Genomic DNA, 23,868 nt, shown 5'->3' on the forward strand with positions numbered 1-23,868 from the left:
CCACTGCTCCACTACCACCATATTTGCCTGACAGATAGTCTTCGACGACGGCTCGCTTAAATTGCGCGCTGTGCTTGCTCATAAAAAACACCCCAAGTCGTTGGACGGTTGTCCAACTTTTGGGGTGCAGTTCAGGATCAGCGGGCTTTTTCGTATCACACGAGCACCAGGTTGTCGCGATGGATCAACTCGGGCTCCAGCATGTAACCGAGCACCGTTTCGATTTCGCCGCTCGGCCGCCGATGAATCAGCCGCGCCTCCGAACTGCTGTAATTCGTGATGCCGCGTGCGACCTCCTGCCCTTGATCGTTGACGCAGGCGATCACCTCGCCGCGATCGAACGCGCCTTTCACGTCGATCACGCCGATCGGCAAAAGGCTCTTGCCGTCAGCGGTGAGCTTTTGCACCGCGCCGCCGTCGATCACGACGTGGCCGCGCACCTGCAAGTGATCCGCCATCCACTGCTTGCGCGCCGCGATGCGGGCCGTGCGCGCGATGAGCTGCGTGCCGATCAACTCGCCCGACGCGAGGCGCGTCAGCACATCGGCTTCGCGGCCGCTCGCGATCACCGTGTTCGCGCCGCTGTGCGCCGCGCGCTTCGCCGCGAGGATCTTGGTCAGCATGCCGCCGCGTCCGAGACTCGAGCCCGCGCCGCCGGCCATCTGCTCGAGCTCGGGCGTGCCGGCATCGGCTTGCTCGACGAGCGTCGCGTTCGGGTCCTTGCGCGGATCGGCGGTGAAGAGACCGCGTTGATCGGTGAGAATGACGAGCGCATCGCCTTCGATCAGGTTCGCGACGAGTGCGCCGAGCGTGTCGTTGTCGCCGAACTTGATTTCGTCGGTGATGACCGTGTCGTTCTCGTTGATGATCGGCACCGCGCCGAGGCGCAGCAACGTGAGCAGCGTCGAGCGCGCGTTCAGATAGCGTTCGCGGTCGGCGAGATCGGCATGCGTGAGCAGAATCTGCGCGGTGCGGATGCCGTGCGCGCCGAAACTACTTTCGTAGACCTGCGCGAGGCCCATCTGTCCAACGGCGGCGGCCGCCTGCAGTTCGTCGATTTCACGCGGCCGCTTGGTCCAGCCGAGCCGGTGAATGCCTTCCGCAATCGCGCCCGAACTCACGAGCACGACTTCCTTGCCCTGCTCCCGCAGCGCCGCGATCTGCGACGCCCAGCGCGAGATTGCCGCGTGGTCGAGCCCGCGGCCGTCGTTGGTGACGAGGCTGGACCCTACTTTCACTACGATTCGCTTCGCAGCGGCGATGACCGAACGCATCGTGCGCTTTCTCCTCGTGGTAGCGTTTATTCCTTCGCTGCGTCGTCGCGAAAGCGCACGTCGGCGGCGAGATCTTCCGCTTCCGCCGCGCGCGACGCGTCCGAATGCTGCGAAATGTAGTCGTAGATGGCGTAGGTGAGCGCCTCGCAGCCCTGGCCCGTCAGCGCCGAAATTTCGAAAACCGGGCCGTCCCACTCGAAGCGGCCGACGAAATCGGCAATGCGCGCTTCGCGCTCGTCCTCGGGCACCATGTCGAGCTTGTTCAGCACGAGCCAGCGCGGTTTCTCGTAGAGCGACTCGTCGTACTTGCGCAGTTCGTTGACGATGGCCTTCGCTTCGGCGACGGGATCCACGTTTTCATCGAACGGGGCCATGTCGACGAGATGCAGCAGCACGCCGGTGCGCTGCAGGTGACGCAGGAAGCGATGCCCGAGCCCCGCGCCTTCCGCCGCGCCTTCGATCAGGCCGGGAATGTCGGCGATCACGAAGCTCTTGCTCGGCCCGACGCGCACCACGCCGAGATTCGGCGCGAGCGTCGTGAACGGATAATCCGCGATCTTCGGCCGCGCGTTCGACACCGACGAAATGAACGTCGATTTCCCCGCGTTCGGCATGCCGAGCAGACCCACGTCAGCCAGCACCTTCAGCTCGAGCTTGAGCATGCGGCGCTCGCCCGGCTTGCCGTCGGTCTTCTGACGCGGCGCGCGGTTGGTGCTCGACTTGAAATGCAGGTTGCCGAGTCCGCCCGCACCGCCCTGCGCGATCAACACTTGCTGGTTATGCTCGGTCAGATCGGCGATGATCTCGCCTGTTTCCTGATCCGAAATGATGGTGCCGACCGGCATGCGCAGCGTGATGTCGTCGCCGCCCTTGCCGTAGCAATCCGAGCCGCGGCCGTTTTCGCCGTTGCGCGCCTGATGCTTCTTGGAAAACCGATAGTCGATCAGCGTATTGATATTGCGATCGGCGACTGCGTAGACGCTGCCGCCGCGGCCGCCGTCGCCGCCGTCCGGCCCGCCGAACGGGACGAACTTTTCGCGGCGCATCGACGCGCTGCCATCTCCTCCGTCGCCGGCGATGACTTCGATCCTCGCTTCGTCAATGAACTTCATGCGTTGCTCCGTCCCGTGTACTTGCAGCTATTTTGCCGTGACCTGACGTTGCCGGTCACCGATATCCTTGAATTCATCCAATGCGCCGTTTGTACGCATCAAATGAAAAAGGCCCCGCGAACTTCGCGGGGCCTTTTTTCGGTCCTGAAGCCCGTGCGTAAAATTTACGCTGCCGGGACAACGACGACCGTGTGCTTCTTCGCGGCGCCCTTGGTCACGAACTTGACGTGACCGTCGGCCAGCGCGAACAGGGTGTGATCCTTGCCGATGCCGACATTCTCACCCGGATGCATGCGCGTGCCGCGCTGGCGAACGATGATGCCGCCCGCGTTGATTGCCTGGCCGCCGTACACCTTCACGCCGAGGCGTTTCGACTCTGAGTCGCGGCCGTTGCGGGAAGACCCGCCTGCTTTTTTGTGTGCCATTTCATTAGCTCCTTAACCGATATCTGTGCGGAACGATCGCGCCTTAGGCGTTGATCGCGTCGATGCGCAGTTCGGTGTAGTTCTGGCGGTGGCCAGCGTGCTTTTGATAGTGCTTCCGGCGACGCATCTTGAAGATGGTCACTTTCTTGTGACGACCTTGCGACACGACGGTAGCCTTGACGGAAGCCCCACCCACCAGCGGCGTACCGAACTTAATCGATTCGCCTTCGCCTACTGCGAGAACCTGGTCGAGCGTGATTTCAGCGTCAATGTCTGCCGGTATCTGTTCTACTTTCAATTTTTCGCCAACGGCAACCTTGTACTGCTTGCCGCCGGTTTTTATGACCGCGTACATTGAGAACCTCACTCAAAATTCTTTTTCCACGCACCACGCGGGGAAAACACGCGATTATACATAGGGTTACGCTCGGCGTCAAAGTGTCGTGACGTCTCCCGCGCGCGCGGCACGGCACGCGATCCGGCCCCCAACCTCGGCGAAAATGGAGCGAATCATGTCTGAATTTCGCCGACGTCGCGCGAATCGACGCAGCCAAGTCCCGTCGTCTGTCGGATTCGCCTTATAATCCGCCGGATTACCTTTACTGCCGATCATGTCGTCCACCGCCACTTCCTCCCCCAACGCCGCCGCGCTGCTCGCCCCGATCGCCGAGGACATGCAGCACGTCAATCGCGTCATCCGGCAGCGCCTGGCATCAGAAGTGATGCTGATCAACCAGATCTCGGAGTACATCATCGGGGCGGGCGGCAAGCGGCTGCGTCCGGCGCTGTTGCTCCTCGTCTCCGGCGCGCTGGGCGACACGACCGGGCATCGCCACGAACTGGCCGCCGTGGTGGAGTTCATCCATACGGCAACGCTGCTGCACGACGACGTCGTCGACGAATCCGATCTGCGGCGCGGCCGCAAGACCGCCAATGCGCTGTTCGGCAACGCGGCGAGCGTGCTGGTCGGTGACTTCCTGTACTCGCGCTCGTTCGAAATGATGGTGAGCGTCGGCAAGATGCGCGTGATGGAAATTCTCTCCGTCGCGACCAACATCATTTCCGAGGGAGAAGTCCTGCAGCTGCTCAACATGCACGACCCGGACGTGGACGAAGCGCGCTACATGCAAGTGATTCGCTACAAGACGGCGAAGCTGTTCGAAGCGGCCGCGCAACTCGGCGCGGTGCTCTCGGGCGCGGATGCGCGCACCGAAGCGGCGGCGGCGGAGTACGGCCGGCGCATCGGCACCGCGTTCCAGATCATGGACGACTGGCTCGATTACACGGGCACGCCGGAATCGATGGGCAAGAACGCCGGCGACGACCTGCGCGAAGGCAAACCTACGTTGCCGCTCATCTATCTCATGGAACACGGCACGCCGGAGCAGGCGGCGCTCGCGCGCGAAGCGATCGAGCAAGGCGGCACGGATCGTTTCGAGACGATCTTCGACGCGATCACCACGTCCGGCGCACTCGATCACACGCTCGAATGCGCGCGCAAGGAAGCAGAAGCAGCGGCGAAAGCGATTTCTTCATTTCCCTCTTCCATCTACAAAGAGAGCCTGCTAGAATTATGTTCTTACTCGACGTCGAGACAGTCTTAAACGAGACTGAGACGGCGTAAGAGTCCAAGTTGGTCGAATTCGGGGTGTAGCTTAGCCTGGTAGAGCGCTACGTTCGGGACGTAGAGGCCGGAGGTTCGAATCCTCTCACCCCGACCAGAATTGCAAAACCCGCATGGTTCGCCATGCGGGTTTTTTATTTCCGGCAAAGAAAACCGCGTACGCTTGCCAAACGGCCAGGACTGGCTTTCCTGGCCCGTCTGCTATATTGCCTCCCATCTCCGCCCCTACTCGATCACCGCGTGGACAACCTTCCCTTATGGGCGCAAATTTGCGCCATCTTTCTGCTTCTCTTCCTTTCCGGCTTCTTCTCGATTTCCGAAACGTCGATGATGGCGCTCAATCGCCATCGCCTGAAATATCTGGCGAGCCAGGGGTCGCTACGCGCCCGCACGACGCAAGGGCTGCTCGCCAAGACTGACCAGCTTCTCTCCGTGATCCTGATCGGGAACAACCTGATCAACACGATCATCCCCGTGCTCACGACATCGATCGCGCTGCGCACCTTCGGTCATAACAACCTCGTGCTGTCGATCACGACGGGCGTCATCGCGTTCCTGATCATCGTGTTCGCGGAAATCGCGCCGAAGATCGTCGGCGCGACGTATCCCGAGAAAGTGGCGCTTCCCGCGAGCCTCGTGCTCGCGCCGCTCATGCGCATCGCGCGGCCGCTGATCTGGTTCGTCAACCTGTTCGCCAATGCGATTCTCGCCGCGCTCCACATCAACACGAAAAACAAGCGCGATCAGCGGATTTCGCCGGAAGAACTGCGCACCATCGTGCTCGAAACCGGCAGCTTCATGCCGACCAAGCACCGCAGCATCCTGCTCAATCTGTTCGATCTGGAGAACATCACCGTCGACGACGTGATGATCCCGCGCCGGCGCATCGAAGCGCTCGACTTCGACGCGCCCTTCGAACAGATCCTGCATCAGCTCGAGACGTGCTATCACAACAAGCTGGTCGTCTTCCAGGGCGATATCGACCGGGTGCTCGGCATCCTGCATGTACGCAAGACGCTCTCCGCGCTGCATAACCAGGAGCTCGAACGCGAAACGCTGCGCGAGCTGCTCACCGAGCCTTACTTCGTGCCGGCGGGCACTCCGGTGTTCCAGCAACTGCAGTTCTTCCAGGAAAGCGGTCACCGTATCGCGATCGTGGTCGACGAATACGGTGAATTGCAGGGGCTCGTAACGCCCGAGGACATCATCGAGGAGCTGATCGGCGAGTTCACGACGACGATCCCGCGCGGCACCGGCTCGCGCGGCGGCTGGGACGAGAATGGCGAATGCATCGTCGCGGGCAGCATGCCGCTGCGCGAACTGAACCGCTGGCTGCATCTGACGCTGCCGACGGACGGCCCGAAGACGCTCAACGGCCTGATCCTCGAAACGCTCGAAGACATCCCGGACGGCGACGTGTCGGTGCGCATCGCGGGTGTGACCTTCGAAGTCATGCGCAGCGACGATCAGGCGATCCGCACCGTCAAGATTTTCCGTCCGCTCGGGCCCGAGAAACGCGCGCTGCGTTAGCCATTCGGACGACTGGGCGGGGGCGATGCCGGGCGGGATGATCGGACCATCTCGACTCCGACGTCCCGACGCCCATGACTTCCCCTTCCCGCGACGCTTTCGACACGTTCGCGCGCCCGGCCCGCACGTCCGAGGCGGCCCGCGATAGCGCATCCGATCACGAAACGCCCGCCGTCTCGCTGCTCACCGAGACCCTGCGCGAGGCCGCCGAGCGCGGCGCATCCGACATCCATGTCGAGCCATCGGAGCACGACTGGCGCATCAGGCTGCGCGTCGATGGTGCGCTGCATGTGTTGAAGCGTCCGCCGCCGCACCTGCGCGACGCGTTCGTCACGCGCATCAAGGTGCTGGCGCGCATGGACATCGCCGAGCGGCGCGTGCCGCAGGACGGTCGGCTGCGTCTGACTCTTCCGGGCGCGCGGATCGGCGACTATCGCGTCAACTCGCTGCCGACGCTCTTCGGCGAGAAGCTCGTGCTGCGGCGGCTCGACGCGCTGCCGCCCGATCTGTCGCTCGCCGCGCTCGGCCTCGATGATGCGCAAAGCGGCACGGTCGAATCGGCGATTCGCGCTCCGCACGGTCTCATCCTCGTGACCGGCCCGACCGGCAGCGGCAAGACCCTCTCCCTCTACTGCTTCCTTCAAATGCTCAACGCCGAAGCGCGCAACGTGTGCTCCGTCGAAGATCCCGTCGAGATCCAGCTCGCGGGCATCAATCAGGTGAGCGTGCGCGAAAAGGCGGGGCTGACCTTCGCCGTGGCGCTGCGCGCGTTCATGCGTCAGGATCCGGACGTGATCATGGTCGGCGAAATTCGCGACGCAGAAACCGCGGATGTCGCGGTGAAGGCCGCGCAGACGGGACACCTCGTGCTCTCGACCTTGCATACCAACGATGCACCGGCCGCGATCGCGCGGCTCATCGATATCGGCGTGGCGCCCTACAACCTCGCGTCCGCGCTCAGGCTCGTCACCGCGCAACGGCTCGTGCGCAAGCTGTGCGAATCCTGCCGCACGCCATCGGCGCTGCCCCTCACGGACGGATTTCATCCGTTCGAAGCGCGCGGCTGTCCGGCGTGTCATGGCATCGGTTATCGCGGGCGGGTGGGCGTGCATCAGGTGATGCCAGTATCGGATGAACTACGGGAACTGATCGTCTCACGCGCGGCAACACATGCAATCGCGCGCGCGGCGCAGGCGCAAGGCATGCCCTCGCTACGCGACGCAGCCTTCGCCCGCGTCCGCGAAGGCGCGACGAGCGTCGCCGAAGCAGCCGAAGCGACGGAGACCGAATAATGAGTCACGCGCCCGAATTGCGTTTCGCCTGGCGTGGCATGGATAGCGAAGGCCGGCCAAAGCAGGGAAAGATCATTGCCGCCGACGCACTCTCGGCCCGCAGCTCGCTGCGTCGGGAAGGCGTGATCGTCACCGGACTCGACATGCTCGGTGCCGCGCCGCCGCCCAAAGCGAAGACGACGGAGGTGACCGTTTTCACACGGCAGCTCGCCGGCCTGCTGCGCGCAGGCCTGCCGCTCGCTGGGGCGCTCGAATTGCTGGCCGGCAGTGCGACGGGCGGCGGACTGCCGCGCATCGTGCGCGCATTGGCTCGCGACATCACGCGTGGCGTGCCGTTCTCAGCTGCACTCGCCGCGCATCCCGCGGCGTTCGGCCCGCTGTACTGCCAGTTGGTGTCGGTTGGCGAAGTGGCAGGCGCGCTGCCGTCCGTGCTCGCCCGGCTTGCCGACGATCGCGAGCGCGCCGCATCGCAACGCGCCAGACTGCGCGCCGCCCTCACCTATCCGGTCATGGTGCTGCTGCTTTCGCTCGCGATCACCGCGGGTTTGCTGGTCGGCGTCGTGCCGACATTCAAGACGATCTTCGACGGCTTCGGCGCCGCGCTGCCCGCGCCGACGCGTTTCGTGCTCGCACTGTCGGACGGCGTCGCGCATGCTGGCGTGCCGTTCGTCCTCGCGTGCGTATGTGCGGCGGTTGTGGTGTCGCGCTGGATGAAGCGTTCGCCGGATGCGCGCGAAACCGTCGATCGCGCGGCGCTGCGCCTGCCGCTCGCAGGCAGGTTGCTGCGCTCCCTTGCTGTCGCCCGATGGAGCCGCGCGCTCGGGACGCTGCTCTCGGCGGGCACGCCGCTGTCGGATGCTTTCGACTCGCTCACGCACGCCACGGGCAATCGCGTATTCGACGCCGCCACGCTCAACATCGCCGCGCGCCTGCGCAATGGCGAGCGCCTCGCGGTCGCCATGGGCGCCGCCGGCTGCTTTCCGCAAGATGTCGTGCAGCCGATCGCGGTCGCCGAAGAATCGGGCTCGCTCGACGCGATGCTCCTCGATCTCGCCACGCTGGCGGACCGTCAGGTGGACGAGCGCATCGGCGCGTTCGCGAGCCTGTGCGAGCCGATCGTCATCGCGGTGCTGGGCGCGCTCGTGGGTGGACTCGTCATCGCGATGTATCTTCCTATCATTCAGCTCGGCAACGTGGTGTAGCATCGCGGGCCAAAGCAACCGTTCGTCCATCATGCAGCCTTCGTTCGATCCGTCCGCCGCGCATTTCGCAAGCCGCTATCTGGCGGCGTTCGCCGCGCTCCCCGTCGCCATGCAGTACGGGTTCGCTGTCGTGTTCGGTCTCGTGATCGGCAGTTTTCTCACCGTCGTCGTGCATCGCCTGCCTGTCATGCTCGAGCGCGCATGGCGCGCCGAAGTCGACGCGACGATTCCTGAAGCTCCCGAATCCGGCAAACGCGCCGCCGCCGATTCGCACCCCGAACGCTTCAATCTCGCGGTGCCGCGCAGTGCATGCCCGCATTGCAAGCATGTGCTGCGCGCGTGGGAAAACATTCCCGTCATCAGCTATCTCGCATTGCGCGGGCGCTGCTCGGCGTGCGGCGCGCGCGTGAGCCCGCGTTATCCGCTGATCGAACTCGCGAGCGGCGCGCTCGCGGCGCTCTCGCTCTACGCCTACGGCCCCGCGTGGCCGGCTCTGGCCGCGTTCGGACTGTGTGCGACCTTGCTGACGGCCGGCCTCATCGATTACGACACGCGCTATCTTCCCGATGTGCTGACGCTTCCCCTGCTGTGGGCGGGACTCATCGTCAATTTCGGCGAAGGCGGATTCGCGACGCTTCACGACGCCGTAACGGGCGCGATCGTCGGTTATCTTTTTCTGTGGTGCGTGTACTGGCTCTTCAAGCTCGTGCGCGGCGTGGAAGGCATGGGCTACGGCGACTTCAAACTGCTCGCCGCGATCGGCGCGTGGCTCGGCTGGTCCGCACTCGCGCAAGTGGTCCTGATCGCTGCCGTAGCGGGCGCGGCGGTCGGCATCGTTGCGACGTGGCGCAAGCGCATGCGTTTCGAGGAGCCCTTGCCGTTCGGGCCGTTTCTCGCGGCGGGCGGAGTCATCACGCTCTTCGTCGGCACACCGCTCTATTCATTGCTGGGATGATCGAAGGGAGCAACGGATGTTCAGCATTGGTCTTACCGGCGGCATCGGCAGCGGCAAGAGCACCGTCGCCGATCTCTTCGCGGCGCGCGGCGTACCGCTTATCGATACGGATCTGATCGCGCACCAGATCACCGCGCCGGGCGGCGTCGCGATGCCGCTCATCGCGAGCGAATTCGGCGACAATTTCATCGCTGAAGACGGCTCGCTCGATCGCGCGAAGATGCGCGGGCTCGTTTTCGCCGACGACACTGCGAAAGCGCGGCTCGAACATATCGTGCATCCGTTGATTCGCGCTGAAACCGAGCGACAGAGACTTGCGGCGCAAGGTGCGTATCACATCGTGGTCGTGCCGCTGCTGGTCGAGTCGGGCGAATGGGCTGCACGCGTGTCACGTGTGCTCGTCGTGGATTGTCCGGTCGAGACGCAGATCGCCCGCGTCATGCGGCGCAATGGCTTCACGCGAGAACAGGTACTCGCGATCATCGCGAAGCAGGCGTCTCGCGAAGCGCGACTCGCCGCAGCGGACGATATCGTCATCAACGACGAAACGGCCACGCACGACGCACTGGCGCAGCAAGTCGACGCGCTGCACGCGCGTTATTTGTCGCTGTCATCCGGATATGGTGAGCCGATCGCCTGAGTTAGCCAAATCGTCGAAAAGTTCCCGAATTTGCGCCAAAACAAGCACTTTCGCGAGCGAATATGCCCCGATTTGCTAGGGTGAGGATGCGGCATTAGAATGTGCTCACTTCCGCTCATGGAAGCAACCGACCCACGCCGAGGCGAGCGCGCTTGATCCTTTACGAGTATCCCTTCAACGAGCGAATCCGGACGCTGCTGCGCCTCGAAGACCTGTTCGAGCGCTTCACGTTCTTTCTGACTCAGGAAGACGCGCGAGAACATCACGTCGCGCTCACGACACTCTTTGAGATCGCCGAAGTCGCTGGCCGCACGGATCTCAAGGCCGACCTCATGAAGGAACTGGAGCGGCAGCGTCAGACGCTCGCGCCGTTCCGTGGCAATCCTGGAATCGAACAGGAAGCGCTCGAAGCGGTGCTCGGCGAAATCGAGCAAACGCTCGGCGGCCTCACCGACATGCATGGCAAGACCGGTCAGCATCTCGCCGACAACGAATGGCTCGCGAGCATCCGCAGCCGCACGATCATTCCGGGCGGAACGTGCAAGTTCGATCTGCCGTCGTATTACGCGTGGCAGCAGTTGCCCGTCGAAGAACGGCGTCAGGACATCGCGAAGTGGGTCATGCCGATGCTCGCGTTACGCGACGCGGCGGCCATCGTGTTGCGGCTCGCGCGTGAATCGGGTCAGGCGTCGAAAGTCATGGCGATGCAGGGCAGCTATCAGCAGATGTTGTCCGGCCGCACCTATCAACTGATGCAAGTGCGCGTTTCGCCGGACACTCGCGTGATTCCCGAAGCGAGCGCGAACAAGTACATGCTGTGGGTCCGCTTCACGGTGCAGGACGGCGATCTGAAGCCGCGCGCCGTGGACGTGGACGTCCCCTTCCATCTGACGCTTTGCAGCCTTTGAATAGAATCAGCCGGCCCTATATGGATCAGATGTCGAACAAAGCCGGCGCGATTCGCCACGTCTTACCGTCATGACCACTGTCGTCAAATGCCCGACCTGCGGCAAGGATGTCCGCTGGGTTCCGGAAAACCGCTTTCGCCCATTCTGCTCCGAGCGCTGCAAGCAGATCGATCTCGGCGCGTGGGCAGCCGAGAAGTACAAAATATCGGGTAATTCACAGGAAACGCCGCCGGACGACGATACGCGCGGCGGCCTGAACTGACCTTCACTCGCGCTTATTCGCGCTCTTCCTCTTCGAGCCATTCGAGGATCGGAATAGCCGCAGGCAGAAGCGGAGCGACATCGACAGGAAGCGTTTGCCAGGCAATCGCCTGGCCTTCACGTCCAAGCGGCGTGCCCTTCCAGTCCGTGACCTTGCAGAAAAAAAGACGCACGTACGCGTGCGGGTAATCGTGCTCGAGCGTGCGCCAAAGCTGACATGCGGTGACGTCGATGCCGAGTTCCTCGTGCAATTCGCGCCCAAGTGCCGTCTCGATGCTCTCGCCCGGCTCGAGCTTGCCGCCGGGAAACTCCCAGTAGCCTTCGTACGGCTTGCCAGCGGGCCGCTGCGCGAGCAGATAACGCCCGTCGTGCTGCACCATCACGCCGACGGCCACTTCCGTTACCTTGCGGCCATCGGGCGCGATGTCGCTCTTCGGATCGGTCATTGCTTGCGTCCCGACCAGTCGCGCGCGAATTGCCACGCGACGCGCCCCGACCGCGACCCGCGTTCCAGCGCCCACACGAGAGCGTCGCCGCGAGCGCTTTCGACTTCAGCTTCATGGCAGCCGAAGTGCTTAAGCCAATGCGCGACGATCGACAGATAGTCGTCCTGCTTGAAAGGATAGAAGCTGACCCACAGCCCGAAGCGTTCGGACAGCGAGATCTTTTCCTCGACCACTTCGCCGGGGTGAATCTCGCCATCGGACGTGTGCTTGTACGTCTCGTTGTCGCTCATGTATTCCGGCAACAAATGACGGCGATTCGACGTCGCGTAGATCAGCACGTTGTCCGATTGCGCCGCGACCGAACCGTCGAGCGCGACCTTCAGCGCCTTGTAGCCCGACTCGCCTTCCTCGAAGGAAAGGTCGTCGCAGAACACGAGGAAGCGCTCGGGCCGCGTCGAGATCAGATCGACGATATCGCCGAGATCGTGCAGATCGTCCTTGTCGACTTCGATGAGACGCAGACCGTCCTTCGAATAAGCGTTCAGACACGCCTTGATCAGCGACGACTTGCCCGTGCCGCGCGCGCCCGTCAGCAAAACATTGTTCGCGGGCAACTTGTTCACGAACTGCTGCGTGTTCTGTTGGATCAGGCCTTTTTGACGATCGATGTTCTGCAGGTCGTCGAGCGAGATTTGCGAGATCGCCGGCACGGGTTGCAGGAAACCACGCCCCTGACGCTTGCGCCAGCGAAACGCCACCGCGGATTCCCAATCGATATCGGGCGCCGCCGGCGGCAACATGCCTTCGATGCGCGCCAGCACCGCCTCGGCGCGCGTGAGAAATTGTTCGAGCTTGTCCATGTTCGTATCGATGCGCGTCGCTTTTACGAGCGATAGTCGGCGTTGATGCTGACGTAGTCGTGCGAGAGGTCGCAGGTCCAGAGTGTCGCGTTCGCAGTGCCGCGTCCGAGCAGCACACGAATCGCGATTTCGCTCTTCTTCATCACACGCTGGCCGTCTTCTTCCTTGTACTCGGGATTGCGCCCGCCCGACTTCGCGACGAGAACGTCATCGAGATAAAGATCGATCTTGCCGACGTCGAGATCCGTCACGCCCGCATACCCGATCGCCGCGAGAATGCGGCCGAGGTTCGGATCGGAGGCGTAAAACGCGGTCTTCACGAGCGGCGAATGGCCGATCGCGTACGCGATCTGACGGCATTCGGCCGCGTCCTTACCGCCTTCCACCGTGATCGTCATGAACTTCGTCGCGCCTTCGCCGTCGCGCACGATGAGTTGCGCGAGTTCCTGCGCCACTTCCGTCACCGCGTCGCGCAGTGCGGCGTAGGCGGGCGAGTCCGTCGACGTGATCGCGGGCAGGCTCGACTTGCCCGATGCGATCAGGATGAACGAATCGTTGGTCGATGTATCGCCGTCGATGGTGATGCAGTTGAACGAGCGATCCGCAACGTGCTTGACCAGTTGATCCAGCACGGGCTGCGCCACGTTGGCATCGAACGCGAGGAAGCCGAGCATTGTCGCCATGTTCGGCTTGATCATGCCCGCGCCCTTGCTGATACCCGACAGCGTGACGACGTGACCGTCGATCGTCACCTGACGCGACGATGCCTTCGGCAGCGTGTCCGTCGTCATGATGGCTTGCGCGGCGTCGAACCACTGCGAGGCCTTCTGATTCGCGAGCGCGGCGGGCAGGCCGGCTTTCAGACGATCGATCGGCAGCGGCTCGAGAATCACGCCCGTCGAGAACGGCAGGATCTGTTGCGCATCGAGGCCCGCAAGCCGCGCGAGTTCCGCACATGTCTCGCGTGCGTGCGCCATGCCCGGCTCGCCCGTGCCGGCGTTCGCGTTGCCGGTGTTCACGATGAGCGCGCGAATGCCCTTGCCGCCCTTCGCCACGGCTGCCAGATGCTCGCGGCACACGGTGACGGGCGCGGCGCAGAATCGATTCTGCGTGAACACGCCCGCGACGCTCGCGCCTTCATCGACGCGAATGACGAGCACATCCTTGCGATTGGGCTTGCGGATATTCGCCTCGGCCCAGCCGAGCGTGACGCCGGCGACGGGATGAAGCGCTGCGGGATCGATCGAGGGGAAGTTGACGGCCATGTTCGCGTCTCGCTGAAGGTGGCGAGTGCCGGTTGGCTGACCGGCACGCTTTGAAAGACTGACGCCGCTCCGCTGAGCGGGACCGGCGCCGTGAAATATTGGACCTGCAAAGACAAACGACGCATCGCTGCGTCGCTTGAGTCTGGTCAGCAGCCGATCAAGCCAGCTTGCCGTGACAGTTTTTGTACTTCTTGCCGCTTCCGCATGGGCACGGATCGTTGCGGCCGACCTTCGGCACGTCGTCCGACGGGCGCGTCACGACGCTGATGTCGTCGCCGGCGGCCATTGCCTGGCTAACCATCTGCGCGGTCGCGCTCGCCGCGGCTGTGGCGGGCGTCGGTTCCGCGGCCGGCGCGTTGAAGTCCGCGTGCGTGAACGACACGTTCTCGAGATGGCTGCCCTTCTCTTCGTACTGTTCGGCGGCTTCCTCGAGTTGTTCCGGCGACTGGATCTGCACGTTCATGACGACGCGCGTGACTTCCTGCTTGACCGCATCGAGCATCGCGGCGAAGAGCTCGAACGCCTCGCGCTTGTATTCCTGCTTCGGGTTCTTCTGCGCATAGCCGCGCAGATGGATGCCCTGACGCAGGTGATCGAGTGCGGCGAGGTGCTCGCGCCAGCGGCTGTCGAGCGTCTGCAGCATGATCGAGCGTTCGAACGCGCTGAACGACTCGCGACCCACGAGCGCGACCTTCGCTTCGTACGCTTCGTCGGCGGCGGCGAGCACGGCTTCGCAGATCTCTTCCGCGTCGATCGAGTTCGACTCGTTGATCATCTCCTGCACGGCGAGGTCGAGGGACCAGTCGTTGCGCAGCACTTCTTCCAGTTCCGGCGCTTCCCACTGCTCCTCGATGCTGCCGGCCGGCACGAAGGTGCGCACGACGTCGCCGATCACGCTCTGACGCATCGCGGCGATGGTTTCCTGCACGTCGTTCGCTTCGAGCAGTTCGTTGCGCTGCTGGTAGATCACCTTGCGCTGATCGTTGGCGACGTCGTCATATTCGAGCAGTTGCTTGCGGATATCGAAGTTACGCGCTTCGACCTTGCGCTGCGCGCCTTCGATCGAGCGCGTGACCATTCCCGCTTCGATCGGCTCGCCTTCCGGCATCTTCAGGCGATCCATGATCGCGCGCACGCGGTCGCCCGCGAAGATGCGCAGGAGCGGATCATCCAGCGACAAATAGAAGCGCGACGAACCCGGATCGCCCTGACGGCCCGCGCGGCCGCGCAACTGGTTGTCGATACGGCGCGACTCGTGACGCTCCGTGCCGATGATATGCAGGCCGCCCGCGGCCTTCACGTGATCGTGCAGCGTCTGCCATTCGTCGTGCAGCTTCTGGATGCGCGCGGCTTTCTCGTTCTCGGGGATCGACAGATCCGCTTCGATGAACGACGCCTGCTTCTCGACGTTGCCGCCGAGCACGATGTCCGTCCCGCGACCGGCCATGTTCGTCGCAATCGTGACGACGCCCGGACGGCCCGCTTCCGCGACGATCGCGGCTTCGCGCGCGTGCTGCTTCGCGTTGAGCACCTCGTGCTTCACGCCCGCCTGAGTGAGCAGGCCGGACAGCAGTTCGGACGCTTCAATCGACGTCGTGCCGACGAGCGTCGGCTGACCGCGTTCGACGCAATCGCGGATGTCGCGAATGACCGCGTCATAGCGTTCCTTCGACGTCTTGTAGATCTGATCCTGCTTGTCGACGCGCTTCGGCGGACGGTTGGTCGGAATCACGACCGTTTCGAGGCCGTAGATCTCGTTGAATTCGTACGCTTCCGTGTCCGCGGTGCCGGTCATGCCGGACAGCTTCGCGTACATGCGGAAGTAGTTCTGCAGCGTGATGGACGCGAGTGTCTGGTTCTCGGCCTGAATCTGGACGTGTTCCTTCGCTTCGACGGCCTGGTGCAGACCGTCCGACCAGCGGCGGCCGGTCATCATGCGGCCCGTGAATTCGTCGACAATCACGACTTCGCCGTTCTGCACGACGTAGTGCTGATCGCGCAGGAAGAGCGTATGCGCGCGCAACGCGGCATAGATGTGGTGCATTAGCGTGATGTTCTGCGGCGCGTAAAGGCTTTCGCCTTCGCCGATCAGGCCCCACTCGGCGAGCAGACGCTCGGCCTTTTCGTGGCCCGATTCCGTCAGGAACACCTGGCGCGCCTTTTCATCGAGCGTGTAGTCGCCCGGCTTCTCGACGCCCGTGCCGTCTGCCTTTTCCTCGCCGATCTGTTGTTCGAGCAGCGGCGGCAGCGCGTTCATGCGCACGTAGAGATCGGTGTGGTCTTCCGCCTGGCCGGAGATGATGAGCGGCGTACGCGCTTCGTCGATGAGGATCGAGTCCACTTCGTCGACGATCGCGAAATTGAGCGGCCGCTGCACGCGCGCGGCGGTCTCGTAGACCATGTTGTCGCGCAGATAGTCGAAGCCGAACTCGTTGTTCGTGCCGTAGGTGATGTCCGCCGCGTACGCTTCCTGCTTCTGCGAATGCTCCATCTGCGACAGGTTCACGCCGCACGAGAGCCCGAGGAAGTTGTAGAGACGCGCCATCCATTCGGCGTCGCGCTGTGCGAGGTAATCGTTCACCGTGACGACGTGCACGCCGCGGCCCGACAGCGCGTTCAGATACGCGGCGAGCGTCGCGACGAGCGTCTTGCCCTCGCCGGTGCGCATTTCTGCGATCTTGCCGTAGTGCAGGACCATGCCGCCGATGAGCTGTACGTCGAAGTGGCGCATCTTCAGCACGCGCTTGCTCGCTTCGCGGCAGACGGCGAACGCCTCGGGCAGGATCACGTCCAGCGATTCGCCGCCCGCGACACGCTGGCGGAACTCGTCGGTCTTGGCGCGCAGCTGGTCGTCCGAGTACTTCTCGACGGTCGGCTCAAGGGCATTGATCGCCGCAACGGTCTTTTGATACTGCTTGACCAGCCGCTGATTGCGGCTGCCAAAAATCTTCTGAAGGAAACCGGTCGTCATCGGATCAGTGTCTGCGTCGCGGCTTCGGACGGGCGCATGTGCAAGCTGCGTCCGGGCTCGGAGAACCTCGGCGACTTAAGTCCATAGGGTGAAATTCGAATCGGGAATTTTAGCACGCGAGTTTGGCAGACCTTGCGTCTGCGTACCCGCGCGCGCGTCGGCGGGGCGCGACAGTCAACGGGTTGAAAGCTTTCCGGCAAGCAACGCCGGAAAAGGCTGTCGACCGGGAACAATAACTTGCGTCGCGTACAATCGAACCGTCCCGTCGGGCGTCCACCTAAAAAAATGAGCCGCTTTTCTACAAATTCAAGGTCGCGTTTCGATCCACGCAGGCCGCAAGCCGTCGCAGACGTGCTCGATCGCACCGATGCGTTTCGCGCGCTGCGTGCGGGTGTCGAGCAAGTGGCGGCGCTGCAGCGCGATTTGAGCGCGCTCTTGCCGGATTATCTGGCGTCGAACGTGGAGCCGGGATTCATCAAAGACGGCGTGCTCGCGCTCTTCGCTGCGCATAACGCGCTCGCCGCGCGTCTGCGGCATCTGGAACCGCGTCTGCTCTCGGATCTTCAGCAGCGCGGCTGGGCCGTCAACGCGCTGAAGATTCGAGTGCGTCCTCAATCGATGAAAGAACCCGCGCCGCCGAAGCAGGCCCGGATGTCGCCGGCAGGCGCTTCGGCGTTGCAGGAACTGGCCGAGACGCTGGAGCCGTCGCCGCTGCAGGAAGCGCTCGCGCGGATGGCTTCACGTCATCAGGGGCGCACGCAAAAAAAATGAGCGGTGCTTTCGCTGCCGCTCATCTCTGACCACTGAATCAATGCTTTAAATCAGGCAAATGCCGTCTGCGTATCGAATCCGAAACCGCGCGGCGCCTTCTGCGTATCCTCGAACGTAACGACTTCATAAGCGTCTTCGTTCGCGAGCAACTCGCGCAGCAGCATGTTGTTCATCGCGTGGCCGCCCTTGTACGCCTTGTACGACGCCAGCAACGGATGGCCGACTACGTACAGGTCGCCGATCGCGTCGAGCATCTTGTGCTTCACGAATTCGTCGTCGTAGCGCAGGCCGTCATTGTTCAGGATGCGGTATTCGTCCAGCACGATTGCGTTGTCCATGCTGCCGCCGCGTGCGAGTCCCAGTTCACGCATCATCTCGACTTCGTGCGCGAAGCCGAACGTGCGTGCGCGGGCGATTTCGCGCACGTAGGAAGTCGTCGCGAAGTCCACTTCGAGCGCTTGTCCGGTTTTATCGACGGCCGGATGGCGGAAGTCGATGGTGAAGCTCAACTTGAAGCCGAAATACGGTTCGAGACGGGCGAACTTGTCGCCGTCGCGCACTTCGACGGGCTTCGTCACCTTGATGAACTGCTTCGGCGCGTTCTGCTCTTCGATACCCGCCGACTGGATGAGAAATACGAACGAAGCCGCGCTGCCGTCCATGATCGGGATTTCCTCAGCGGTCACATCGACATACAGGTTGTCGATGCCGAGACCCGCACACGCCGACATCAAGTGCTCGATGGTCGACACGCGCGCGCCATCCTTCTGCAAAACGGATGCGAGACGGGTATCGCCGATTGCCATTGCGGACGCGGGGATGTCGACCGGCTCGGGCAGGTCGATGCGCGAAAAAACGATGCCCGTGCCAATCGGTGCGGGGCGCAGAGTCAGATTGACCTTGCGACCGGAATGGAGCCCGATCCCCACGGTTTTGACGACGGTCTTGATTGTTCGCTGCTTCAACATGATGTTCTTTCCGATTTAAGTTCCCTATAAAGAGAATCAATCGTGCGTTAAATTCTAATAGGTCGAATTATACTCCATTCGTCTCGCGCCGTCCTGATCCAGGAGGTATCAACTGTTTCCCAGTGTTACGTCGCGGCGGCCAATTATGAAGTAGAACGGGCCGATGCCCGGAATGGAGGCATTTCCGGTCATCGGCCCCAAGCTGCAGCTCAGTGCGAGGGCGCGTTTAGCGTTGCGCGCTGGCAACGCGGCGCCGCTGCACTCAGCGCAACGTCGCCAGGATGCTTCGAGCGTCGCTGACTTCGAACTTGCCGGGCGCTTCGACTGACAGCGTCTTGACCACGCCATCGTCGACCACCATCGCGTAGCGCTGGGAACGAATTCCCATGCCACGCTCGGACAAATCCTGATCCAGTCCGAGTGCCTGAGTGAAACGCGCACTGCCGTCCGCGATCATCTTCACCTTGCCCGAGGCTTGAAGATCGCGTCCCCACGCGCTCATGACGAACGCGTCGTTGACGGAAACGCACCAGATTTCGTCGATTCCCGCAGCGGACAGATCCGCTGCTGCTTCGACGTAGCCGGGCACGTGTCTCGCGGAGCATGTCGGCGTAAACGCGCCCGGCAATCCGAAGATCACCACGCGCTTGCCGGCGCACCGCTCGCGCACCGGGAACGCATTCGGTCCCACGGCACAGCCCTCGGTCGCCTCCTCGATGAACTCGAAGAGACCCACATCGGGCAACGTATCACCCACTTTGATCATGCTCGGTCCTTCCCTCATCAGGACTCGCGAACATCCTCGCGATTGCATCATCCCGCGACCTTGCCGAACGTCATTGCGGCAACTTCGGCTTCGATTTGCTTCCTCGACGTCAGGGGCAAATTCGTGGGGGTCGGCTGGCCACGGCCCGGCGTCCATTTTGCATCCAGGACGCGGCCTTGGACAGTCGCCCCACGCGAAGCCTGCATCATCCGCACGATATGTTCAGCGCGTGCACGCGGTGCGCTGCATGGCCATAGCTGACTCAGCAGCAAATAACGTGCGCCGCTCAGTCCGCCTGCTTGCGCAGGAACGCCGGAATGTCATACGTATCGACGCCCTTTTCCTGCAGAGCCTGCACGTGCGATGCCGCGGTTTCGCGCGTCGAACGCCACACGGCGGGGGTGTCGAGTTGACCGTAATCCGTCGTCGACTGGCCGTGCTGCGCGCCGTACGTGTTGTGCGAAGGTTGATGACCGTGCGCGACCGGCTGGTTATCGGTGCCCGTGCGCAGGAGGGTCATCGGCGCTTGCTGCTGCTTCTTCGCCGCGCGGCCCAAACCGGTTGCCACCACCGTCACACGCAGTGCATCGCCCATCGCGTCGTCGTACACGGCGCCGAAGATCACCGTGGCGTCATCGGCTGCGTAGCTCTTGATGGTGTTCATCACTTCGCGCGTTTCCGACAGACGCAGCGAGCGGCTCGACGTGATGTTCACCAGCACGCCACGCGCACCCGACAGATCCACACCTTCCAGCAGCGGGCTTGCGACAGCCTGCTCGGCGGCGAGACGCGCGCGATCGACGCCGGCAACCGTCGCCGTGCCCATCATCGCTTTGCCCTGCTCGCCCATCACCGTCTTCACATCTTCGAAGTCGACGTTCACGAGACCATCGACGTTGATGATTTCCGCGATACCGGCCACTGCGTTGTTCAGCACGTCGTCCGCGCACTGGAAGCACTTGTCCATCTCGGCGTCATCGCCCATCACCTCGAACAGCTTGTCGTTGAGCACGACGATCAGCGAGTCGACGTGATCCTCCAGTTGCTGCGAGCCGGCTTCCGCCACGCGCATGCGGCGGCCGCCTTCGAACTCGAACGGCTTGCTCACCACGCCGACAGTCAGAATGCCCATTTCCTTCGCGATCTGCGCGACGACCGGCGCCGCGCCCGTGCCCGTGCCGCCGCCCATGCCGGCGGTGATGAACACCATGTGCGCGCCGCGCAGTGCGTCGGCGATGCGCTCACGCGCGTCTTCCGCCGCTTCCTTGCCCTTCTCCGGTTTCGCGCCCGCGCCGAGACCGGTCATGCCCAGTTGCAGAACCGCCGGCGCGCGGGAACGCGCGAGCGCTTGTGCGTCGGTGTTCATCACGATGAAGTCGACGCCCTGCACACCCCGGTTGATCATGTGCTGTACCGCGTTGCCGCCAGCACCACCAACGCCCACGACCTTGATGATCGTTCCGTTGGTTTCCGTTTCCAGCATTTCGAAATCCATGTTGCCTCCGTCAAGAATGAAGATCGGCGTTATTCGACGAGAGATCGGGCAACCTTTCGTCGCGCGCCAGCCGCCGGTACCAGCGCGTAGTTCTTAACTGCGTTTTGCTTAAAAGTTCCCGAGGAACCAGTCCTTCATCCGCGAGAACACTTGTCCCATCGAACCGTTTTGCACCGCGACCTTGCGTCCGCGCATACGTTGCGAGCGTCCTTCGGCGAGCAGGCCCATCGCGGTCGAGTAGCGCGGATTGCGCACCACGTCGGCGAGACCGCCCGCGTATTCCGGCACGCCGATGCGCACCGGCTTCAAAAAGATGTCTTCGCCGAGCTCGACCATCCCGGGCATCATCGCCGCGCCGCCGGTCAGCACGACGCCGCTCGACAGCAGCTCTTCGTAGCCCGACTCGCGCACGACCTGCTGCACCAGCGAGAAGAGCTCCTCGACACGCGGCTCCACGACCGCCGCCAGCGCCTGACGCGACAGCGTGCGCGGACCGCGCTCGCCGAGGCCCGGCACTTCGATCATTTCGTCCGGATCGGCAAGCGCCTGTTTCGCGATGCCGTAGCTCACCTTGATATCTTCGGCGTCGGGCGTCGGCGTGCGCAGCGCCATGGCCACGTCGCTCGTGATCTGGTCGCCTGCGATCGGAATCACCGCCGTATGACGGATCGCGCCTTCGCTGAAGATGGCGATGTCGGTCGTGCCTCCGCCGATATCGACCAGCACGACGCCGAGTTCCTTCTCGTCCTCGGTCAGCACGGCAAGCGACGACGCCAGCGGTTGCAGAATCAGGTCGTTCACTTCGAGTCCGCAGCGGCGCACGCACTTCACGATGTTCTGCGCGGCGCTCACCGCGCCCGTCACGATGTGCACCTTCACTTCGAGGCGGATGCCGCTCATGCCGATCGGTTCGCGCACGTCTTCCTGGCCGTCGATGATGAATTCCTGGGTCAGGATATGCAGCACCTGCTGATCGGTCGGGATGTTGATTGCCTTGGCCGTCTCGATCACGCGCGCGACGTCCGCCTGCGTGACTTCCTTGTCCTTGATCGCAACCATGCCGCTCGAATTGAAGCTGCGAATGTGGCTGCCCGCGATCCCGGTGAATACGTTCGTGATCTTGCAATCGGCCATTAGTTCGGCCTCTTCCAGCGCGCGCTGGATGGATTGCACCGTGGCCTCGATATTGACCACGACGCCCTTCTTCAGCCCCTTCGAGTCGCTCTGACCGAGTCCGATCACCTCGTAGTGGCCTTCGCCCTTCAGTTCGGCGACGATCGCGACCACCTTCGACGTTCCGATGTCGAGGGAAACCAGCAGGTCTTTGTAGTCTTTGCTCATAGCGTGCTCATGCCTGTGATGTCTGCTTACTTCTTGGCCTTATCGGTGTCGTTGATGAAGCGCATGTTCGCGGCTCGTATGGCGAAGCCGTTCGGGTACCGCAAATCCGCATATTCGATGTCTTTCCCCCATCGTCCCGTGACGGACGTCCACGACGCGACGAATCGCTTGCAACGGTCGTTCAGCGTGTCCTGGTTGCGCTCGCGGCCGAGTTCGATCTGCGTGCCGTTCGAGAGCTTGACCGTCCACGCAAAGCGCGGCGACAGCGTCACTTCCTCGGGCTTCGCATCCAGCGGCGCGAACCACTTCTGAAAATCGCGATACCGCGCAACCACTTCCTTCGCCGTGCCTTCGGGACCGTCGAACGACGGCAGGTCGTCGTCGAGTTCGCCCTGGTTCGCCGTGAAGAGATCGCCGTCGACGCTCACGAGTTGATCGTTGCCCCATGTGCCGAGCGGCTTGTATTCCTCCAGCGTCACTGCGAGCGCGTTCGGCCACACGCGCCGCACGCTCGCGTGGCGCACCCACGGCACCTGCTCGAAGGCGGCGCGCGCCGCATCCAGATCGACGGTGAAGAAGTTGCCCTTGAGATGACCGACCACGCTCGCGCGCACGACCGGCGAACTGACGTGGGTCGTGTCTCCGTCGATCTGAATCTCGCGCAGGCGAAACTCGGGACGCTGGATCGCCCAGTAACCCGCGGCGCCCAGAAGCAGCAGCACGAGCACGACGTGCAGCGCGTTGGCGGCGAGGTTGAGTTGGCGAACGTTGTTCCACATGGTTTCGCTTGTTCGTATCCTGTGAGTGATCGACCTAATTCTTCAGCGTGAGCGACAGCACCTTCACGACGAGATCCTTGTAGCTGATGCCGACCGCGCGCGCGGCCTTCGGCGGCAGCGAGTGATCGGTCATGCCGGGCGCCGTGTTCACTTCGAGGAAATACGGGTTGCCGTCCGAGTCGAGCATGAAGTCGGCGCGGCCCCAGTCGGTGCAGCCGAGAATCTCGAACGCGCGCTTGGTCAGCTGCTTCATGCGTGCTTCTTCGGCTTCGGTCAGGCCGCAAGGAATCAGATACTGCGTGTCGTCGGCGACGTACTTCGCGTGATAGTCGTAGAACTCGCCCGCCGGCACGATCTTGATGACCGGCAAATCAAGATCGCCCGCGATGCAGCACGTGAACTCGCCGCCGCCCTCGATGCTCTTCTCGACGATCACGATCTTGTCGAAGTTCGCAGCTTCAGCGAGCGCCGGCACGAGCGCTTCCGCGCTCTTCACCTTGATAACCGCGACACTCGAGCCTTCGCTGGCCGGCTTCACGAAGAGCGGCAGCCCGAGCTTCGCGACGATGTCCTGCGCGCGCGCCGCGTAATCTTCACCGCGAAAGACGGTTTCGAACGGCGGCGTCGGAATGCCGGTCTGCTGCCACACGAGCTTCGTGCGCAGCTTGTCCATACCGAGCGCCGAGCCGAGCACGCCGCTGCCCGTGTAACGGATGCCGTAGAAATCCAGCGCGCCTTGCAATTGGCCGTTCTCGCCATAGCCGCCGTGCAGCGCGATGAACGCGCGCACGAAACCGTCGGCCTTCAGTTCCGAAAGCGGACGCCGGGCCGGATCGAACGGATGCGCATCGATGCCCGCGTCGCGCAGACCTTCGAGCACGAGGCGCCCGGAATTGAGCGACACCTCGCGCTCGGCGGAATTTCCACCGAGCAATACCGCGACTTTGCCGAAGGCTTTGGGATCGATTTGATTCACCTGATTG

The 23,868-nt window shown here is 63.1% G+C and carries 23 protein-coding genes and 1 tRNA gene; 10 read left to right on the plus strand and 14 right to left on the minus strand.

Annotated features, from left to right (window positions below):
- Nucleotides 1-155: 155 nt before the first annotated feature.
- The 4 genes from proB to rplU form a co-directional block, all read right to left on the minus strand.
- Nucleotides 156-1,274 (minus strand): glutamate 5-kinase, encoded by a 1,119-nt coding sequence (gene proB, locus NCS58_RS12550; RefSeq protein ID WP_061121501.1) that lies wholly within the window; start codon nt 1,272-1,274, stop codon nt 156-158.
- A 26-nt stretch (nt 1,275-1,300) separates the two neighbouring features.
- Nucleotides 1,301-2,386, minus strand: a complete 1,086-nt coding sequence (gene cgtA, locus NCS58_RS12555; RefSeq protein WP_250538539.1) for an Obg family GTPase CgtA — start codon at nt 2,384-2,386, stop codon at nt 1,301-1,303.
- 164 nt (nt 2,387-2,550) lie between these two features.
- The gene (rpmA, locus tag NCS58_RS12560) at nt 2,551-2,811 is read right to left on the minus strand and encodes a 50S ribosomal protein L27 (RefSeq protein ID WP_008342952.1); all 261 of its coding nucleotides are present in this window, start codon (nt 2,809-2,811) and stop codon (nt 2,551-2,553) included.
- A 43-nt stretch (nt 2,812-2,854) separates the two neighbouring features.
- Nucleotides 2,855-3,166, minus strand: a complete 312-nt coding sequence (gene rplU, locus NCS58_RS12565) for a 50S ribosomal protein L21 (RefSeq protein WP_035511298.1) — start codon at nt 3,164-3,166, stop codon at nt 2,855-2,857.
- Between the two features lie 256 nt (nt 3,167-3,422).
- Here rplU and NCS58_RS12570 point away from each other — a divergent pair, with 256 nt between their 5' ends.
- From NCS58_RS12570 to yacG, 9 genes are all read left to right on the plus strand, one after another.
- A complete protein-coding gene (locus NCS58_RS12570; protein ID WP_061121498.1) occupies nt 3,423-4,415 on the plus strand; it encodes a polyprenyl synthetase family protein in 993 nt (330 codons plus the stop codon).
- Nucleotides 4,416-4,455: 40 nt separating this feature from the next.
- A tRNA-Pro gene (locus tag NCS58_RS12575) sits at nt 4,456-4,532 on the plus strand.
- Between the two features lie 143 nt (nt 4,533-4,675).
- Nucleotides 4,676-5,965, plus strand: coding sequence for an HlyC/CorC family transporter (locus NCS58_RS12580; protein ID WP_061121497.1), 1,290 nt, complete (start codon nt 4,676-4,678; stop codon nt 5,963-5,965).
- Between the two features lie 74 nt (nt 5,966-6,039).
- Nucleotides 6,040-7,257: a GspE/PulE family protein gene (locus tag NCS58_RS12585; RefSeq protein ID WP_250538540.1), complete on the plus strand. Its 1,218-nt coding sequence runs from the start codon at nt 6,040-6,042 to the stop codon at nt 7,255-7,257.
- Nucleotides 7,257-8,459 (plus strand): type II secretion system F family protein, encoded by a 1,203-nt coding sequence (locus NCS58_RS12590; RefSeq protein WP_250538541.1) that lies wholly within the window; start codon nt 7,257-7,259, stop codon nt 8,457-8,459. Before NCS58_RS12585 ends, NCS58_RS12590 begins: the two co-directional genes overlap by 1 nt.
- A 31-nt stretch (nt 8,460-8,490) precedes the next feature.
- Nucleotides 8,491-9,414: an A24 family peptidase gene (locus tag NCS58_RS12595; protein ID WP_250477100.1), complete on the plus strand. Its 924-nt coding sequence runs from the start codon at nt 8,491-8,493 to the stop codon at nt 9,412-9,414.
- A gap of 16 nt (nt 9,415-9,430) precedes the next feature.
- The gene (coaE, locus tag NCS58_RS12600) at nt 9,431-10,054 is read left to right on the plus strand and encodes a dephospho-CoA kinase (RefSeq protein WP_250538542.1); all 624 of its coding nucleotides are present in this window, start codon (nt 9,431-9,433) and stop codon (nt 10,052-10,054) included.
- Nucleotides 10,055-10,206: 152 nt separating this feature from the next.
- Nucleotides 10,207-10,962, plus strand: a complete 756-nt coding sequence (gene zapD / locus NCS58_RS12605) for a cell division protein ZapD (RefSeq protein ID WP_035510226.1) — start codon at nt 10,207-10,209, stop codon at nt 10,960-10,962.
- 70 nt (nt 10,963-11,032) lie between these two features.
- Nucleotides 11,033-11,224 carry a DNA gyrase inhibitor YacG gene (gene yacG, locus NCS58_RS12610; RefSeq protein ID WP_061121493.1) on the plus strand — a complete coding sequence of 64 codons (192 nt, stop codon included), beginning with the start codon at nt 11,033-11,035 and terminating at the stop codon, nt 11,222-11,224.
- Between the two features lie 13 nt (nt 11,225-11,237).
- Here yacG and NCS58_RS12615 read toward each other — a convergent pair whose 3' ends face one another.
- The 4 genes from NCS58_RS12615 to secA form a co-directional block, all read right to left on the minus strand.
- Nucleotides 11,238-11,669 (minus strand): NUDIX domain-containing protein, encoded by a 432-nt coding sequence (locus tag NCS58_RS12615; RefSeq protein ID WP_061121492.1) that lies wholly within the window; start codon nt 11,667-11,669, stop codon nt 11,238-11,240.
- Nucleotides 11,666-12,529 carry an ATP-binding protein gene (locus NCS58_RS12620; RefSeq protein ID WP_061121491.1) on the minus strand — a complete coding sequence of 288 codons (864 nt, stop codon included), beginning with the start codon at nt 12,527-12,529 and terminating at the stop codon, nt 11,666-11,668. The genes NCS58_RS12615 and NCS58_RS12620 overlap by 4 nt, the downstream gene beginning before the upstream one ends.
- 23 nt (nt 12,530-12,552) lie before the next feature.
- Nucleotides 12,553-13,794, minus strand: a complete 1,242-nt coding sequence (gene argJ, locus NCS58_RS12625; protein WP_250538543.1) for a bifunctional glutamate N-acetyltransferase/amino-acid acetyltransferase ArgJ — start codon at nt 13,792-13,794, stop codon at nt 12,553-12,555.
- Nucleotides 13,795-13,951: 157 nt separating this feature from the next.
- Nucleotides 13,952-16,765 carry a preprotein translocase subunit SecA gene (gene secA / locus NCS58_RS12635; RefSeq protein WP_284502235.1) on the minus strand — a complete coding sequence of 938 codons (2,814 nt, stop codon included), beginning with the start codon at nt 16,763-16,765 and terminating at the stop codon, nt 13,952-13,954.
- A 285-nt stretch (nt 16,766-17,050) separates the two neighbouring features.
- Between secA and NCS58_RS12640 the strand changes: the two genes are divergently transcribed.
- Nucleotides 17,051-17,536, plus strand: a complete 486-nt coding sequence (locus NCS58_RS12640) for a DUF721 domain-containing protein (protein WP_061121488.1) — start codon at nt 17,051-17,053, stop codon at nt 17,534-17,536.
- A 50-nt stretch (nt 17,537-17,586) separates the two neighbouring features.
- Here NCS58_RS12640 and lpxC read toward each other — a convergent pair whose 3' ends face one another.
- From lpxC to NCS58_RS12670, 6 genes are all read right to left on the minus strand, one after another.
- Nucleotides 17,587-18,504 (minus strand): UDP-3-O-acyl-N-acetylglucosamine deacetylase, encoded by a 918-nt coding sequence (gene lpxC, locus NCS58_RS12645; RefSeq protein WP_250477104.1) that lies wholly within the window; start codon nt 18,502-18,504, stop codon nt 17,587-17,589.
- A 262-nt stretch (nt 18,505-18,766) separates the two neighbouring features.
- Nucleotides 18,767-19,270, minus strand: a complete 504-nt coding sequence (locus NCS58_RS12650; protein ID WP_250477105.1) for a peroxiredoxin — start codon at nt 19,268-19,270, stop codon at nt 18,767-18,769.
- A 286-nt stretch (nt 19,271-19,556) separates the two neighbouring features.
- Nucleotides 19,557-20,765, minus strand: coding sequence for a cell division protein FtsZ (gene ftsZ, locus NCS58_RS12655; protein WP_061121485.1), 1,209 nt, complete (start codon nt 20,763-20,765; stop codon nt 19,557-19,559).
- A 108-nt stretch (nt 20,766-20,873) separates the two neighbouring features.
- Nucleotides 20,874-22,106 carry a cell division protein FtsA gene (gene ftsA, locus NCS58_RS12660; protein WP_008342980.1) on the minus strand — a complete coding sequence of 411 codons (1,233 nt, stop codon included), beginning with the start codon at nt 22,104-22,106 and terminating at the stop codon, nt 20,874-20,876.
- 26 nt (nt 22,107-22,132) lie between these two features.
- Nucleotides 22,133-22,885 carry a cell division protein FtsQ/DivIB gene (locus tag NCS58_RS12665; RefSeq protein WP_061121484.1) on the minus strand — a complete coding sequence of 251 codons (753 nt, stop codon included), beginning with the start codon at nt 22,883-22,885 and terminating at the stop codon, nt 22,133-22,135.
- A 34-nt stretch (nt 22,886-22,919) separates the two neighbouring features.
- A complete protein-coding gene (locus tag NCS58_RS12670; RefSeq protein WP_061121503.1) occupies nt 22,920-23,861 on the minus strand; it encodes a D-alanine--D-alanine ligase in 942 nt (313 codons plus the stop codon).
- Nucleotides 23,862-23,868: the final 7 nt, after the last annotated feature.

The sequence above is a fragment of the Caballeronia sp. INML3B genome (assembly GCF_023631305.1).
GTDB classification, from domain to species: domain Bacteria; phylum Pseudomonadota; class Gammaproteobacteria; order Burkholderiales; family Burkholderiaceae; genus Caballeronia; species Caballeronia turbans.

Bases quoted from the DNA above. Each gene is read 5' to 3' on its own strand.
- yacG (WP_061121493.1), top strand. From the start codon at position 11,033: ATGACCACTGTCGTCAAATGCCCGACCTGCGGCAAGGATGTCCGCTGG.
- ftsZ (WP_061121485.1), bottom strand. From the start codon at position 20,765: ATGGATTTCGAAATGCTGGAAACGGAAACCAACGGAACGATCATCAAG.
- secA (WP_284502235.1), bottom strand. From the start codon at position 16,765: ATGACGACCGGTTTCCTTCAGAAGATTTTTGGCAGCCGCAATCAGCGG.
- coaE (WP_250538542.1), top strand. From the start codon at position 9,431: ATGTTCAGCATTGGTCTTACCGGCGGCATCGGCAGCGGCAAGAGCACC.
- cgtA (WP_250538539.1), bottom strand. From the start codon at position 2,386: ATGAAGTTCATTGACGAAGCGAGGATCGAAGTCATCGCCGGCGACGGA.
- NCS58_RS12585 (WP_250538540.1), top strand. From the start codon at position 6,040: ATGACTTCCCCTTCCCGCGACGCTTTCGACACGTTCGCGCGCCCGGCC.
- NCS58_RS12650 (WP_250477105.1), bottom strand. From the start codon at position 19,270: ATGATCAAAGTGGGTGATACGTTGCCCGATGTGGGTCTCTTCGAGTTC.
- NCS58_RS12590 (WP_250538541.1), top strand. From the start codon at position 7,257: ATGAGTCACGCGCCCGAATTGCGTTTCGCCTGGCGTGGCATGGATAGC.
- NCS58_RS12665 (WP_061121484.1), bottom strand. From the start codon at position 22,885: ATGTGGAACAACGTTCGCCAACTCAACCTCGCCGCCAACGCGCTGCAC.
- NCS58_RS12620 (WP_061121491.1), bottom strand. From the start codon at position 12,529: ATGGACAAGCTCGAACAATTTCTCACGCGCGCCGAGGCGGTGCTGGCG.
- rplU (WP_035511298.1), bottom strand. From the start codon at position 3,166: ATGTACGCGGTCATAAAAACCGGCGGCAAGCAGTACAAGGTTGCCGTT.
- NCS58_RS12640 (WP_061121488.1), top strand. From the start codon at position 17,051: ATGAGCCGCTTTTCTACAAATTCAAGGTCGCGTTTCGATCCACGCAGG.
- ftsA (WP_008342980.1), bottom strand. From the start codon at position 22,106: ATGAGCAAAGACTACAAAGACCTGCTGGTTTCCCTCGACATCGGAACG.
- NCS58_RS12570 (WP_061121498.1), top strand. From the start codon at position 3,423: ATGTCGTCCACCGCCACTTCCTCCCCCAACGCCGCCGCGCTGCTCGCC.
- proB (WP_061121501.1), bottom strand. From the start codon at position 1,274: ATGCGTTCGGTCATCGCCGCTGCGAAGCGAATCGTAGTGAAAGTAGGG.
- NCS58_RS12615 (WP_061121492.1), bottom strand. From the start codon at position 11,669: ATGACCGATCCGAAGAGCGACATCGCGCCCGATGGCCGCAAGGTAACG.
- lpxC (WP_250477104.1), bottom strand. From the start codon at position 18,504: ATGTTGAAGCAGCGAACAATCAAGACCGTCGTCAAAACCGTGGGGATC.
- argJ (WP_250538543.1), bottom strand. From the start codon at position 13,794: ATGGCCGTCAACTTCCCCTCGATCGATCCCGCAGCGCTTCATCCCGTC.
- rpmA (WP_008342952.1), bottom strand. From the start codon at position 2,811: ATGGCACACAAAAAAGCAGGCGGGTCTTCCCGCAACGGCCGCGACTCA.
- NCS58_RS12595 (WP_250477100.1), top strand. From the start codon at position 8,491: ATGCAGCCTTCGTTCGATCCGTCCGCCGCGCATTTCGCAAGCCGCTAT.